Annotated in this window: 10 protein-coding genes; 4 read left to right on the top strand and 6 right to left on the bottom strand. The window is 67.2% G+C overall.

The window, feature by feature from the left end; translation table 11 throughout:
• The first annotated feature begins 2 nt into the window (after positions 1-2).
• The 4 genes from trpB to AC3A4H_RS15520 are packed head-to-tail and all read left to right on the top strand — an operon-like array spanning position 3 to position 4,396.
• The gene (gene trpB, locus AC3A4H_RS15535; RefSeq protein ID WP_487767485.1) at positions 3-1,223 is read left to right on the top strand and encodes a tryptophan synthase subunit beta; all 1,221 of its coding nucleotides are present in this window, start codon (positions 3-5) and stop codon (positions 1,221-1,223) included.
• Between the two features lie 2 nt (positions 1,224-1,225).
• Positions 1,226-2,053: a tryptophan synthase subunit alpha gene (trpA, locus tag AC3A4H_RS15530; RefSeq protein ID WP_487767484.1), complete on the top strand. Its 828-nt coding sequence runs from the start codon at positions 1,226-1,228 to the stop codon at positions 2,051-2,053.
• A 36-nt stretch (positions 2,054-2,089) separates the two neighbouring features.
• On the top strand, positions 2,090-3,010 hold the full coding sequence (gene accD, locus AC3A4H_RS15525; protein ID WP_487767483.1) for an acetyl-CoA carboxylase, carboxyltransferase subunit beta: 921 nt from the start codon (positions 2,090-2,092) through the stop codon (positions 3,008-3,010).
• 54 nt (positions 3,011-3,064) lie between these two features.
• Positions 3,065-4,396 (top strand): bifunctional folylpolyglutamate synthase/dihydrofolate synthase, encoded by a 1,332-nt coding sequence (locus AC3A4H_RS15520; protein ID WP_487767482.1) that lies wholly within the window; start codon positions 3,065-3,067, stop codon positions 4,394-4,396.
• Positions 4,397-4,399: 3 nt separating this feature from the next.
• Here AC3A4H_RS15520 and AC3A4H_RS15515 read toward each other — a convergent pair whose 3' ends face one another.
• From AC3A4H_RS15515 to tsaE, 6 genes are all read right to left on the bottom strand, one after another.
• Entirely contained in the window at positions 4,400-4,681 is a 282-nt protein-coding gene (locus tag AC3A4H_RS15515; protein WP_348778798.1) for a cupin domain-containing protein, read from the bottom strand.
• Positions 4,682-4,815: 134 nt separating this feature from the next.
• On the bottom strand, positions 4,816-5,136 hold the full coding sequence (gene trxA, locus AC3A4H_RS15510; protein ID WP_487767481.1) for a thioredoxin: 321 nt from the start codon (positions 5,134-5,136) through the stop codon (positions 4,816-4,818).
• A gap of 74 nt (positions 5,137-5,210) precedes the next feature.
• Entirely contained in the window at positions 5,211-8,738 is a 3,528-nt protein-coding gene (gene addA / locus AC3A4H_RS15505) for a double-strand break repair helicase AddA (RefSeq protein WP_487767480.1), read from the bottom strand.
• Positions 8,735-11,866, bottom strand: a complete 3,132-nt coding sequence (gene addB, locus AC3A4H_RS15500) for a double-strand break repair protein AddB (RefSeq protein WP_487767479.1) — start codon at positions 11,864-11,866, stop codon at positions 8,735-8,737. Before addB ends, addA begins: the two co-directional genes overlap by 4 nt.
• A complete protein-coding gene (locus tag AC3A4H_RS15495; RefSeq protein ID WP_487767605.1) occupies positions 11,863-12,582 on the bottom strand; it encodes a nucleotidyltransferase family protein in 720 nt (239 codons plus the stop codon). The genes addB and AC3A4H_RS15495 overlap by 4 nt, the downstream gene beginning before the upstream one ends.
• Positions 12,583-12,593: 11 nt before the next feature.
• Complete coding sequence (gene tsaE / locus AC3A4H_RS15490; RefSeq protein ID WP_487767478.1) at positions 12,594-14,105, bottom strand: tRNA (adenosine(37)-N6)-threonylcarbamoyltransferase complex ATPase subunit type 1 TsaE; 1,512 nt, start codon at positions 14,103-14,105, stop codon at positions 12,594-12,596.
• Positions 14,106-14,108: the final 3 nt, after the last annotated feature.

The following is a 14,108-nucleotide window of genomic DNA, read 5'->3' as shown; positions in this document are numbered from 1 at the left end:
CCGTGAACCAGCCGGCAGAGCCCAATTCCTTCCGCACCGGCCCCGACGAGCAGGGCATGTTCGGCATTTTCGGCGGACGTTTCGTCGCCGAGACGCTGATGCCGCTGATCCTCGACCTGGAGCAGCACTGGGACGCGGCCAAGAACGACCCCGCCTTCCGCGAGGAGCTCAACGCGCTCTCCACCTTCTATGCCGGCCGGCCCTCGAAGCTCTATTACGCCGAAGGCCTGACAAAGCACCTCGGCGGCGCCAAGATCTATTTCAAGCGCGAGGACCTGAACCACACCGGCAGCCACAAGATCAACAACTGCCTTGGCCAGATCCTGCTCGCCAAGCGCATGGGCAAGAAGCGCATCATCGCAGAGACCGGCGCCGGCCAGCACGGCGTGGCCTCGGCCACGGTCGCCGCGCGCTTCGGCTATCCCTGCATCGTCTATATGGGCGCCACCGACGTGGAGCGGCAGAAGCCCAACGTGTTCCGCATGAAGCTGCTCGGCGCCGAAGTGCGCGCGGTCAGCTCCGGACATGGCACGCTGAAGGACGCCATGAACGAGGCGCTGCGCGACTGGGTGACCAATGTCGAGGACACCTATTACCTGATCGGCACCGCCGCCGGCCCGCACCCCTACCCCGAGCTGGTGCGCGACTTCCAGTCGGTGATCGGCACGGAAGCGCGCGCGCAGATGCTGGAGCAGGAGGGCCGCCTGCCCGACGTCATCGTCGCCGCCGTCGGCGGCGGCTCGAACGCGATCGGCCTGTTCCACCCCTTCCTCGACGACCGCAACGTGAAGATCATCGGCGTCGAAGCCGGCGGGCGCGGCCTCGAGGGCGTCGAGCATTGCGCCTCGATGAATGCCGGCCGCCCCGGCGTGCTGCACGGCAACCGCACCTACCTCTTGCAGAACGACGACGGACAGATCCTCGACGGCCACTCGATCTCGGCCGGCCTCGACTATCCCGGCGTCGGCCCCGAGCACAGCTGGCTGCGCGACACCGGCCGCGTCGACTACGTGCCGATCATGGATGACGAGGCGCTGGAGGCGTTCCAGGTCACCACACGCGTCGAAGGCATCATCCCGGCGCTGGAATCGGCCCACGCCATCGCGCATGCGATGAAGATCGCGCCGACCATGGGCAAGGACCAGATCATGATCGTCAATCTTTCCGGCCGTGGCGACAAGGACGTGCACACAGTGGCCAAGATGCTGGGCATGGAGATCTGACGATGAGCAACCGCATCGCCCGCCGCTTCGACAAGCTGAAGGCCGAGGGCCGTCCGGCGCTCGTCACCTATTTCATGGGCGGCGACCCCGACTACGAAACCTCGCTGTCGATCATGAAGGCGCTGCCCAGGGCCGGCTCCGACGTGATCGAGCTCGGCATGCCCTTTTCCGACCCGATGGCCGACGGCCCGGCGATCCAGGCGGCCGGCCTGCGCTCGCTGAAGGCCGGCCAGACGCTGAAAAAGACGCTGCAGATGGCGCGCGACTTCCGCGCCGCCGGCGACAACGACACGCCGATCGTGCTGATGGGTTATTACAACCCGATCTACATCTATGGCGTCGACCGTTTCCTCGCCGATGCCATCGAAGCCGGCATCGACGGGCTGATCGTGGTCGACCTTCCGCCGGAAATGGACGAGGAGCTGTGCGTTCCGGCGCTGAAGGCCGGCGTCAACTTCATCCGTCTGGCGACCCCGACCACCGACGACCACCGCCTGCCCAAGGTGCTGCAGAACACCTCCGGCTTCGTCTACTACGTCTCGATGACCGGCATCACCGGTTCGGCGCTAGCGGATACCGACAAGGTGGCCGCCGCCGTCACCCGCATCAAGGGCCACACCGACCTGCCGATCTGCGTCGGCTTCGGCGTGAAGACGGCCGAGCAGGCCCGCTTGATCGGCGCTGCGGCTGACGGCGTCGTCGTCGGCACGGCGATCGTGAACACGGTGGCCAATGCCGCCAGCGCGACGGCCGCGGTTCACGCCGTGTCGGCGCTGGTCGAGGACCTGGCGAGCGGCGTGCGTTCGGCACGCCTTGCTGTCGCCCAATAACATCACCATGTCTTTGACATCACTGGAACAGATGCCATGAACTGGATCACCAATTTCGTCCGCCCGAAGATCAACTCGATGCTGGGCCGGCGCGAGATGCCGGACAACCTCTGGATCAAGGATCCCGAGACCGGCGAAATGGTCTTCCACAAGGATCTGGAAGAAAACCAGTACGTCATTCCCTCCTCCGGCTATCACATGAAGATCGCCGCGCGTGAGCGGCTGAAGACCTTCTTGGACGACGGCGCGTTCGAGGTCATCGACAATCCGAAGGTCCCGACCGACCCGCTCAAGTTCCGCGACGAGAAGCGCTATGTCGAGCGGCTGAAGGACGCCAAGGCCAAGACCGGCCTGGAGGATGCCATCCTCAACGCGCTTGGCAGCATCGAGGGGCTGCCGGTGGTCGTGACCGTTCAGGACTTCGCCTTCATGGGCGGCTCGCTGGGCATGGCCGCGGGCGACGCCATCGTCAAGGCCTTCGAGACGGCGGTCGAGAAGCGCCGGCCGCTGATCCTGTTTGCCGCATCCGGCGGCGCGCGCATGCAGGAGGGCATTTTGTCCTTGATGCAGCTGCCGCGCACGACGGTGGCCGTCGACCGGCTGAAGGAAGCCGGCCTGCCCTATATCGTGGTGCTGACCAACCCGACCACCGGCGGCGTGACCGCTTCCTACGCCATGCTGGGCGACGTGCACATTGCCGAGCCCGGCGCGCTGATCGGCTTCGCCGGCCCGCGCGTCATCGAGCAGACGATCCGCGAGAAACTGCCCGACGGTTTCCAGCGCTCCGAATATCTGATGGAGCACGGAATGGTCGACATGGTGGTTTCGCGCCTCAAGCTGAAGCAGACCATCGCGCAGCTTCTGAAGATCCTCATGAAGGTGCCCGAGCACGCGGAAGCCGGCGAAACGGTTCCCGCCATGGCGGCCACCCGCGCCGAGGCGCGGCCGCAGGCCTGACGCGGACGACACGACGCTCAAGCCGGCTCGAGACCTTGCTCCCGGGGAGAAACCATGTCCACCCTTCTGGCCGACCGCCAAATCGAGCGCCTGATGGCGCTGCACCCGAAAGGATTCGACCTTTCGCTGGACCGCATCTCGCGCCTGCTCGAACGGCTCGGCAACCCGCAGGACAGGCTGCCGCCGGTGGTCCACATCGCCGGCACCAATGGCAAGGGCTCGACGGCGGCCTTTTCGCGCGCTTTGCTTGAGGCCGCGGGCTACCGCACCCACGTCCATACCTCGCCGCATCTGGTCAACTGGCACGAGCGCTACCGGCTGGGCGCGGAAGGTGGCGGCAAGTTCGTGGCCGACGCCGTGCTTGCCGACGCGATCGAGCGGGCGGCCGAAGCCAATCGCGGCGAGACCATCACCGTTTTCGAGATCCTCACCGCCGTCACCTTCCTTCTGTTTTCCGAACATCCCGCCGACGCGGCGGTGATCGAGGTCGGGCTGGGCGGCCGCTTCGACGCCACCAACGTGATCAAGAAACCGGCGGTTTCGGTGATCATGCCGGTTTCGCTCGACCACGAAGCCTATCTGGGCGACCGGGTGGAGCTGATCGCAGCCGAGAAGGCCGGCATCATCAAGCGCGGCTGCCCGGTGATCGTCGGCGCGCAGGAGAGCGACACCGCCCGCGAGGTGCTGGTCTCGACCGCCGAGCGGCTCGGCTGCCCGCTGGCCGTCTACGGCCAGGATTTCCTGGCGACGCAAGAGCATGGGCGCATGATCTACCAGGACCAGTCGGGCCTGATGGACCTTTCGCCGCCACGCCTGCCAGGCCGCCACCAATATGCCAACGCGGCGGCCGCGATCGCGGCTGTAAAAGCCGCCGGTTTCCGGCTCGACGAAGGCGCCGCCGACCGCGCCATGACCACGGTGAGTTGGCCCGGGCGCATGCAGCGCCTGCCGCAGGGCAAGCTGGTGGACATGGCCCCGGCCGGCGCGGAGATCTGGCTCGATGGCGGCCACAACCCGGGCGCCGGCATGGTCGTGGCCGAGGCGCTGACCGAGCAGGAAGAAAAATTCCCGCGGCCGCTGTTCCTGATCTGCGGCATGATCAACACCAAGGACCAGACCGGCTATTTCCGCGCCTTCAAGGGTATTGCACGCCATGTCTACACGGTTCCGGTGGCCTTCAGCGACGCCAGCGTGCCCAATTCCGAGCTTGCCATCCGCGCCGCGGAGGCCGGGCTTTCCTCGGAGCCGGTCAGTTCGGTGGCCAATGCGCTGATGCTGCTGCGCGACACCTGGGACGCCTCGGAGCCGGCGCCGCGCATCCTGATCAGCGGTTCGCTCTATCTCGCAGGCGCCGTGCTGGCCGAGAACGGCACGCCGCCGGTGTAATCGCTACTTCAGCTCGATCTCGATGAAGGCATATTCGCCGTCATTGGCGTTGATCACGTCGTGCTCGACGCCCTCGGAGCGGAAATAGGGCACGCCCTTCTTCATTTCCGCGAGCGCTTCGCCGTCCTTGGTTAGAAGCTTCACCTTGCCGTCCATCAGCGGCACCACGACATAGTCGTGGCCGTGGCGGTGCCAGCCGGTGCTGGCGCCCGGCGCAAAGCGCCATTCGGTGACGACGACGCGGTCATTGTCGATGAAGACGGTGGGCTTGGCCGATCCGGTCATTTTCTGCTCCCTTTCATGCATGCTCCATGAGAGCGAGGGAGCAGCCCTCTGACGAGGGCCAGCGCGCCGAAAACCAGGGCGCCAAAGAAAAAGCCCGGCGCTGGGCCGGGCTTTCACTGCATCTCAGGCAAGGATCAGGCGGCGCCGCCGATCCAGCTCGACAGCGCGGTCTTGGGCGCAGCGCCGACCTTGATGTCGGCCACTTCGCCGCCCTTGAAAATCATCAGGGTGGGGATGGAGCGCACGCCATACTGCGCGGCCAGCTCCGGATTCTCGTCGATGTTGAGCTTGGTGATCTTCACCTTGCCGGCGAGCTCGTTGGAGATCTCTTCCAGCGACGGTCCGATCATCTTGCAGGGGCCGCACCATTCGGCCCAGAAGTCCACCACCACCGGACCCTCGGCGTCCAGCACAGCGGACTTGAAATTGCTCTTGTCGACCTTGACGGTGGCCATGATGAAATCCTTTCGGGTGTAAAAGTCGCGCTACATATGGTGCCGGTTGAGCAGGCGTTCAAGCACAGTTTGTGTCACGACGCGTTGAGTCGAGCAAGGGCGTCGTCCATCGCCGCCTCGGGAATCCGGATGAGGCCCGGAATCTCGGTAAACAGAAGTGCCGCCGACACGCCCCTGCCGGGATAGAGCGGCCCCAGCAGCGCGCGGTAGAGCGCTAGCTGCGTGACATAGGCAAGCGGCACCTGCTCGAAGGACGCTGGCGCGGGCCGATTGGTCTTGTAATCGACGATCAGCACCTCGTCGGGTGTCACCGCCAGCCGGTCGATCTTGCCGGAAACCGTGCGCTGCTTGCCCTTGACCGTGACGCTGCCCATGATCGCCACTTCGGCGCGCGAACCGGGCGCGAACAGCGGCGCAAAATCTTCCGAGGCCAGGATTGCTTCAACGGAGGAAAGCAGCGCCTGCCGTTCCTCTCCCTTCCATGCCGCGCCGGCGCGGGCGAGATAGCGCAGCGCTGCCGGCCGCCGGTCTTGCTCGGCTATGCCGGGCAGCATCTGCAACAGCTTGTGCAGCACCAGGCCGCGCGCGATGGCAAAGCCCGGTTCGACCTCGGGATCGAGCACCGGCGAGCGCGTGGAGGCCACCGGCTCAACCGCTTCTTCGATCAGCGCTGAGGCGCCGGAGGGCGACAAGGGACGCGGCAGGAGTTCGACCGGGGGCAGCTTTTCCAACAGCTCCGGCGGCATTGCCGCAACCGGTTCCGCGTCCTTCGCCACCGGCGGTTCGGCCATCAGTTGCACCGCCGGCAATGGCGTGACGCGAAAACGATGGACAAAAATGTCCGGCGCGACGGGATGAGCGCGTTCCTCGCATTTGCCCGACGCGATCAGCGCCTTGCTGACCAACGCGTGCCAGGTGGCCGGGTTCGGGGCGCGCTTGCCGTGATAGCCGCAGACGATCAGCCGGTCTTCGGCCCGCGTCATGCCGACATAGAGCAGGCGGCGATATTCGTCGTCGGCGCGCTCCTTCAGCGTGTCCGACATGGCCTGCGAATAGAAATTCTTCACGTCGCTGCCCGAGCGCCAGAGATAGCCCTTTGTCCGGCGTAGCTCCTCGCTTTTGGCCTCGAAGGGCATCAGGCGTGGCAGGTGCTGGTCGCTGAAGGGCGTGGCGCCGCCATCGACAAGGAACACCACCGGCGCTTCCAGCCCCTTGGAGGCATGCGCGGTCATGATGCGCACCTCGTCGCGCGTCTGGTCCATCTCGCGCTTGATCTCGGGGCCGGCGCTTTCAAGCGTCGCCAGGAAGGATTCGAGGCCCGGCAGGCCGGTGCGCTCCTCGGCAAGGCAGAAGGACAAAAATTCGTCGAGGATGTCGCCGGCATCCTGCCCCAACCGCGAAATCATCGCCTTGCGCACGCCGTCGCGGCCGAGAAGACCCGAATAGAACTCGAAGACAGGCTTGTAGGCGGCTTCAGTCGCCCAGTCGTCGAGCCGCTTTGCCACCGCAGCCAGTTCCGGCGCGCTTTCGGCCTTGCGGCGCAGCGAGGTGTAGAGCGACACGCCGGCGGGTCGTGCGTGGGCGAGATCGAAAAGCGTGTCCTCGCTCAGCCGGAAGATCGGGCTTTTGAGGATCGCGGCGAGCGACAGATCGTCTTCGGGCTGGATGAGGAAGCGGCCGAGCGCCATCAAATCCTTCACCGCGATATGGCCCGGCAGGCTGAGGCGGTCGGCGCCGGCCACGGCGATGCCGCGGTTCTTCAGGCTGCGCGCCAGCGCATGGACAAAGCGGTCGCGCTTGCGCACCAGCACGATGACGTCGCCGGCCGACAGCAGCTTGCCGCTGCCCTCGATGATCTCGCCCGAGCGGATCCAGTGCTGGATGGTGGCGGCGACGTTTTCGGCCACGCGCACGGCCGGCGCATGGGCGTGGTCGATGGCCTGCGTCCAGTCGTCCGGTTCTTCCGCAACGTCCGCGCCGATCGACGGCCAGACCTCGACATAGCCGGGCGCGCCGGCGCGGATGGCATTGTGCTGCACCGGGCCGGGGTCGAGCGTGATGCCGCGTCGCGTCTCATCGCTCGAAAAGACCGTGTCGACGGCCTGCAAGACATCGTCGGTGGAGCGGAAGGAGAGCGTGAGCTTGACCGGCTCGAAATTGCCGTTGGCGGCGCGCACGCGCTGCGAGAATTCATGGCCGGTGCGGGCAAAGGATTCCGGCGCCGCGCCCTGGAACGAATAGATCGACTGCTTTTCGTCGCCCACGGCAAAGACCGTGCGGTGGACATTGTCGCGCGCGCTTTGGCCGGCGAAAAACTCTTCTGCGAGGCGCTTCACCACCTCCCACTGGTCGGGGCTGGTGTCCTGCGCCTCGTCGAGCAGGATGTGGTCGATGCCCTTGTCGAGCTTGTATTGCACCCAGGGGCCGGCATCCTGCCGGGCCAGCAGGCGCACGGTGCGGGTGATGAGGTCGTTGAAATCGAGGAAGCCGCGCCCGGTCTTCAGCCGCTCATAGCGGCCGATCAGCCAGTCGGCGATGGTCAGCGCCGCGCGCGTACCCTCCAACATCCGGAACATGGCCAGCCGGTCGGACGTGGCGATGATCGCGGCGGCGGCCGCCGAGTAGCGCTCGGCGAGGTCCGGCATGCGGTCGTGCAGCGCCTTCTTGAAGGTTTTTATCGGATCGTAGGGATCGCCGTCGGACTTCAAAAAGCCCTTGGCGAGCAGCTTCAGCCGCGCGATCGGGTCGCGCTCCTCGAAGGCGCGCGACGCGTCGGGAATGATGCTGTCGAGCGCACGGCGCGCATCGACGGCCTCCGCGGCCAGTGCGAACTCCGTAAACACATCGGCGGGGAAGCCGGGCAGCGGCCAGATCGAGTCCGCAATGCCCTCGGCGGTGTCGTCCGGCGCAAAGCCGAATTCCTCGAACAAGGCCGGATAGGCGGGGTCATGGCCGATGGCGTCGATGAAGGCGCGCAGGCCGTCGCGCTTGGCGACGATTTCGCTAAGCAGCGCATCCAGCCCGGCCTCGCCGCCGCGCTCCAGCACCATGGCGAAGGCTTCGGCAAGCTCGGGATGGTCGGCGGCCACAGCGCCCGTCACCATCTCGCGGCGGGCGGTGGCAAACAGCGTCTCTTCCATCAGCGGGTCGAGCATCTGGAAGTGGGCGGCGATGTTGGCTTCCAGCGGGAACTGGTGCAGCACCGATTCGCAGAAGGCGTGGATGGTCTGGATTTTCAGGCCGCCCGGCGTTTCCAGCGCCTCGGCAAACAGCCGGCGCGCGCGGCGCAGCTTTTCGGCGTTCGGCGCCCGGCCCTCCAGCTTCTCGATCTCGGCGCGCAGGGCCTCGTCGTCCAGCATGGTCCATTTCGACAGATTGCCGAAGACGCGGTTGGACATGTTGGCGGCTGCCGCACGGGTATAGGTGAGGCACAGGATCTTTGACGGGTCGGTGCCTTCGAGCAAAAGCCGGATGACGCGCTGCGACAGCACATGGGTCTTGCCCGAGCCGGCATTGGCCGACACCCAGACGGAATTTTGCGGGTTAGCCGCCTTGGCCTGGCGCTCGACGGTTTCGGCGGGAACGGAAAAGATCTTCCTCATTCGTCGCCCCCGGATTCGCCCGCATTGTCGCCGCCGGCCGACCATTCCAGCACGCGCGCCAGATGGTCGTAATCGCCATCGGTCTCGCCCTCGCGGAACGGCAGCGCGCGCGACAGATAACCGGTATCGGCGCGGTTATAGTGCTGCAGCAGCTCCTCCAGCCGCCGCCAGGCTTCTTCCGCCAGATCGCCGGCAGGGCGAATTTTACCGTCGTACTTTAGGATTGATTCAGGCAGCACCTCGCCATTGGGCTTGAAGCGCACGAAGGCTAGGTCCGCCGGCTGCAGCGATCCGAGGTCGTGGAACGCACCGCGCTTCAGCAGTGCCCCTTCCAGCGCGAGCTGCGGCGCCAACAGCGTGTGCGCCTGCGCCTTGGAAGGCGAGGAACCGGTCTTGTAGTCGATGATATCGGCCATGCCGGCTGCAAGCAGGTCGACGCGGTCGGCATAGCCGGACAGCGTCACGCCCGAAGCGCCGACCGGCGTCTTTTCGGCGCGCGCTTCCGGGTGGCGGGCCTTTGTCCCGAGGGCGCGCCCGCGCTCCCACACGATGATGTTTTCGGCCAGTTTTTCGAAGCGCGGCCACCACACGGCGCGCACGTCCTCCGGCAAATTGGCCTCGTCGAAGGCGGCGCGGCCGGCCTCGAGCAGCACGGCAAGCGCGGTTTCCGCCCTCGGGTCGACGCCGGAGGTCGTAAAACGTTGCATGATGTCGTGGAACAGGGTGCCGCGTTCGGCAGCGCCCGGATCGCGCACCAGCTCTTCCAGCGGCAACAGCTTGAGAATGCGCTTGGCGTAGATCGCATAGGGGTCGCGGCGCAGCGTCTCGATCTCCGTCACCGAGAAATGGCGCGGCCGGGCGTCCACCGGGGGCTTCGGCTGCGGGCGTTCGGCGAAGGGGATTTGCGGGCCGGCATCCAGCGCGAGGGCACGGCCGAGCAATTCCTCGCCGCGGGCGCGCATGGCCGCCGCCGCGCCCGGCCCGGCAAAGGTGAGGATGCGCTGCAGCCAGCGCGAGGGCACGGCCGGCGCGTCGCCCGAACGCGCCGAGCGCGTCAGGATCACCTGCGGCGTGCCCAGCGCCATCTGGAAATCATGCGCCGACTGGCCGATGCGCCGCTCCGGCGGCTCGAGCTCGATGCCGGTCTTCATCAGGCGCGACATGAAGCGGTCGGCCTGCGCCTTGCGCGGCCACACGCCCTCGTTCAGCCCGCCGACGATGAGCGTGTCGACGCTCAGCAGGCGGGCTTCCAGCGCGCCCCAGATCGAGACGCGGCCGTCACCGCCATGGGCGGGCTTCACCACCTCCGGCGCGACCAGTGCCTCGGCGACATCGGGCCATTCGTCGGCCGCGAAGGAGAAGGGCGCGGTGGCCGCCACCAGCCCGCGCAGCAGGTCGGCCAGCTTTTCGCCCGCCTCGCCAGCATAAAGTTCAGTCAGGCTGCCATCGGCGCTGCGGCCCAGCGCTTCGAGCACCGTGACCGTGGCGCGGACGATGGCCGAAAGCTCGACCTCGCTCTCGCCCCGGAAGGCGACCAGCGGCGCCAGCGCCTCGTCCAGGCGGGCGAGCACGGCGCGCGCGTCGGTAAGCCGCCGTTCGCTGAGCCGCGTTTCCCAGAACGGCTTTCGCCCCTCGCCGGCCAACCCCGCAAGGCGCTCCTCGAACAGGCTGCCCAGATGGGCAACGTCCGGCCTGCCGGTGCCGCCGCGCAGGGCCACGAGTTCGATGGTCTCGGCAGCGTGGCGAACTTGACGACGCTCCATGCCGAGCGACAGCAGCGGATGCTTCAGCAGCGACAGAACCGAAACCGGATCGCCGGGCCGGAACGCCGCCTGAAGCATGAGACGCAGCAGCGCGCCGGGCGGCGTGTTGGCAAGCGGCGTGCCGCCGGAATCGTTAGCCTGGATGCCGAAGCGCAAAAGCTCGACTGAGACGCGCCGGGCGAGGTTGCGGTCGCCGGTGACGAGAGCCGCCTTGTGGCCGGGCTCGGCAATCGCCTTGCGCAGGGCGAGCGCAATCGCCACCGCCTCGTCGCGCTCGCTCGCCGCTTCCAGCAGCGTCACGCCGGCAAAGGCGGCTTCAACATCGGACTCGGAGACTTCTGCCCGCTGACCCGCCCAGGCATCGGTGGTTTCGGCCGGCAGCAAGGCCTGCGCGACCAGCGTGTCGCGCACGGCCAGTGCCGGCCCGATTGCTCCAATCTCTTCGACGTCCGCGCGCAAAATGCCGATCTTTTTCAGCAGCTTGGCAAGGCCATATTGCGGGTGGCCGAGCACGGCTGCGGGCGTGGCCTCGGCGGAGATGACCGACCAGGAGCGCTCGTCCATGCCCCGGTCGAGACCGGGCAGCACCACCACCCCGCGCGGCAGCCGCGCGATGGCCGACAAAAGCTCGGCGGTGGCGGGGATGGAGCCGGTGGAGCCGGCGGCAATGACCGGTCCCTGCGGCGGTCGTTGGCGCAGCCGCTCGGCCTCCAGCCGGATCAGCGCATTGCGATGCGCGGCCGGATTGGAGCGGTCGAGTTCGGCCAGAAGGTTCGGCCAGGCGGTCATGACGATTTCGAGGAAATCGAGCGTTACCTGCCACCAGTTGGCGAGGTCGCCGGAAACCAAGTCGTGAAGCCGCGCCCAGTCCGAGCCCTCGGTCTCGATCTCGTCCATCAGCCCGGCAAGGTCGCGCGCCAGCCACACCGCATCGGCCGCCGAGGCCGGAACGACGATTTCTTCCTCGAAAAGAATGGCGACATGGGCCGGCAGCCGCCGCTTCCAGCTGCGCACCAGAGGGGCGAGCAGGAGCAGGCGGTCGATGGCCGCGATCGGCGGCGCGAGGTCGATCTCGCCGGCGCCTTCGGGCGCGAACAGGGCCTCGTCCTCATCGAATTCGCCGAGCGGGCGGATGGTAGGCAGGATAGCCGAGCCGCCTTTCGCCTTCTCCACGAACACGCTGCGCAACTCGCGCGCGGCGCGGCGTGTCGGCACATAGATGGTGACATCGGCCAGCGCCAGCGGATCGCCGTCGAAGCGGAAATCGGGGATCAGGCGGCCGTCGAGCAGGCTTTCGGCCAGCGTCGGCAAAAAGGCAGCGCCGGGCGGAATGGAGAAAAGGCGGGGCGCGGGCCGGCCGCTCATGCGTCCTGAGCCATGGCGCTCGCCACCACCGCTTCCGCAGGCGCAATGGCGTCGGGCGTGCCGACGGTGATCCAGCGGCCTTCCATCTTCATGCCACAGAGCCGGCCGGCGGCGATGGCGCGGTCGAAATAGAGGTTGAGCGAGTGCGGCGTGGCCTCGGCGCCGGCGAAGATGCGCGGATGGATGATGGCCGCGCCGGCATAGATCAGGCCGGCAGGGTCGCCCGCCGCGCGCTTGAGCGCGCCGTCGGGGCCGAGCAGGAAATCGGTGCCGCCGCTGTGGCCGGTTGCCGAGGAGAAATCCGCCAACATGAGCAGAATATCCATCCTCGACGCGTCCCAGGCAAGGGCCAGCCGCTTGAGATTGGACTCGTCCCGGTCGATCCAGAACGTGTCGGCGTTGAGCACCAGGAAAGGCTCCGCGCCAAGCTGAGGCAGCGCCTTGACGATGCCGCCGGCGGAATCGAGCAGCGCTTCGCTCTCGTCGGAAATCACCACGGCCGGGCGCGGGCGCCCCGCCACATGGGCGACGATCTGCTCCGGAAAATAATGGACGTTGACCACCGCCTTCGCCACGCCGGCCTCGGCCAGGCTGTCCAGCCCCCAGTCGAGCAGCGTCTTGCCGGCGACGCGCACCAGGGGCTTGGGCATGGTGTCGGTGAGCGGCCGCATGCGCTTGCCGAGCCCTGCGGCGAGGACCATGGCGGTTTTCGGCATGCGCGGGTCGGTCAAATCTCTGCGTCCTCGGTGAAGCCGTGAACCTGATAGAAATCGCGCAGCTCGGCAAGGGCGGGATGGGCGAGCGCCCGGCGCAGATAGTCGCGGATGCGCGGCAGGTGCTTCAAGTAGGCTGGCTTGCCGTCGCGGCGGTCGAGGCGCACGAAGATGCCGAGGATCTTGGAATTGCGCTGCGCGGCCATGATGGCATAGGCCTCGGCAAAGCCTTCCGGGTCAAAACCGCCGGCGGCCTGCCGGGCCGCGACATACGCCTTCACCGTGGCCGCCTCGATCTCCTCGGGCACGGTCACGCGCGCATCCATGGCGAGCGAGGCGACGTCATAGGCCGAGGGGCCAATCAGTGCGTCCTGGAAGTCGATCACGCCGAGCCGGTCGAAGCCCTCGCGCTCGGGGCGCCAGATGATGTTGGGCGAGTGGAAATCGCGCTGCACCAGGCTCTTTTCAGCCTTGTTCAACCTGTCGATCAGCGCGTTCCAGAGACGGCGGTAATCGTCGCGCAACGCCGGGCCGGCCGGCTTGCCCGTCACCGCCGGCACATACCAGTCGAGCAGCAGCTCGACCTCGATCAGCATGGCGTCGCGGTCGAAGGGCGGCACGACGTGGACGACACCGGGGGCGACCTCGATGCGGTCCGGCCAGGTCTTGCCATGCATCATGGCCAGCAGCTCGGCCGCGGCCACATAGCGCTCTTCAACCGGCTTGCCGTCCACCAAAAAGCCTTCCCCGCCGAGATGCTCGATGAGCAGAAAACCGTTTTCGAGATCCTGCGCATAGATTTCCGGCACGCTGACGCCGCCTTCATGCAGCGCGCGATCGAGCGCGACGAAAGCAGCCACGCTGCGCGCCGTGTGGGCGATCTCGGCATAGGCCTTGCCGTCACGCACGGGCGGGCCCAGCACCAGTTCGGGCGAGTTCATGAGGATGCGCGGCGCGTGGCCTTCGAGCGTGACGATCTCGTAGGCGCGGGCCGAAGCGTCGCCGGTGAAATAGCGGCGCGAGGCTTCGCCCCAGCCGGAACGCTGCAGAAAATTTCGGGCGGCGAAGGAGCGGCTGATGCGGGCGCCCGCGGCCGCATCCTGCGCGACGATGCGCGCCAGCCGCCCGGCGCCGCTTTCGGTCAGCTCGATGCGGATGGCGGTTTGCGGCATGCGGTGGCCGGCCTTTTCCGGCCATTCGACAAGGGCCGCCCCTTGCTCCAGCGCGTCATCGAAGCCGAGCTCGTCAAGCTCCTCCTCCGACGACAGGCGGTAGAGATCGAAATGCTGGATCGGCAGCCGACCCTCATAGACCTGCACGAGGGTAAAAGTCGGGCTCGGTACTTCGAGCTCGGGATCGCCGGCAATGGCGCGGATCAGGCTGCGCGCCAGCGTGGTCTTGCCGGTGCCTAGGTCGCCGTGCAGCGCCAGCACGTCGCCGCGGCTCAGGGCCAGGGCCAGGTCCTCACCCAGGCGCAGCGTCGCCTGCTCGTCGGCCAGAAAGCGTTCGACAATATAGCCGGTCATCGA

It is taken from the genome of Pseudaminobacter sp. Soil_N_29 (genome assembly GCF_057656055.1).
Note: the sequence above shows the minus strand (reverse complement) of the source record. Positions and strands in the feature narration are given on the sequence as shown.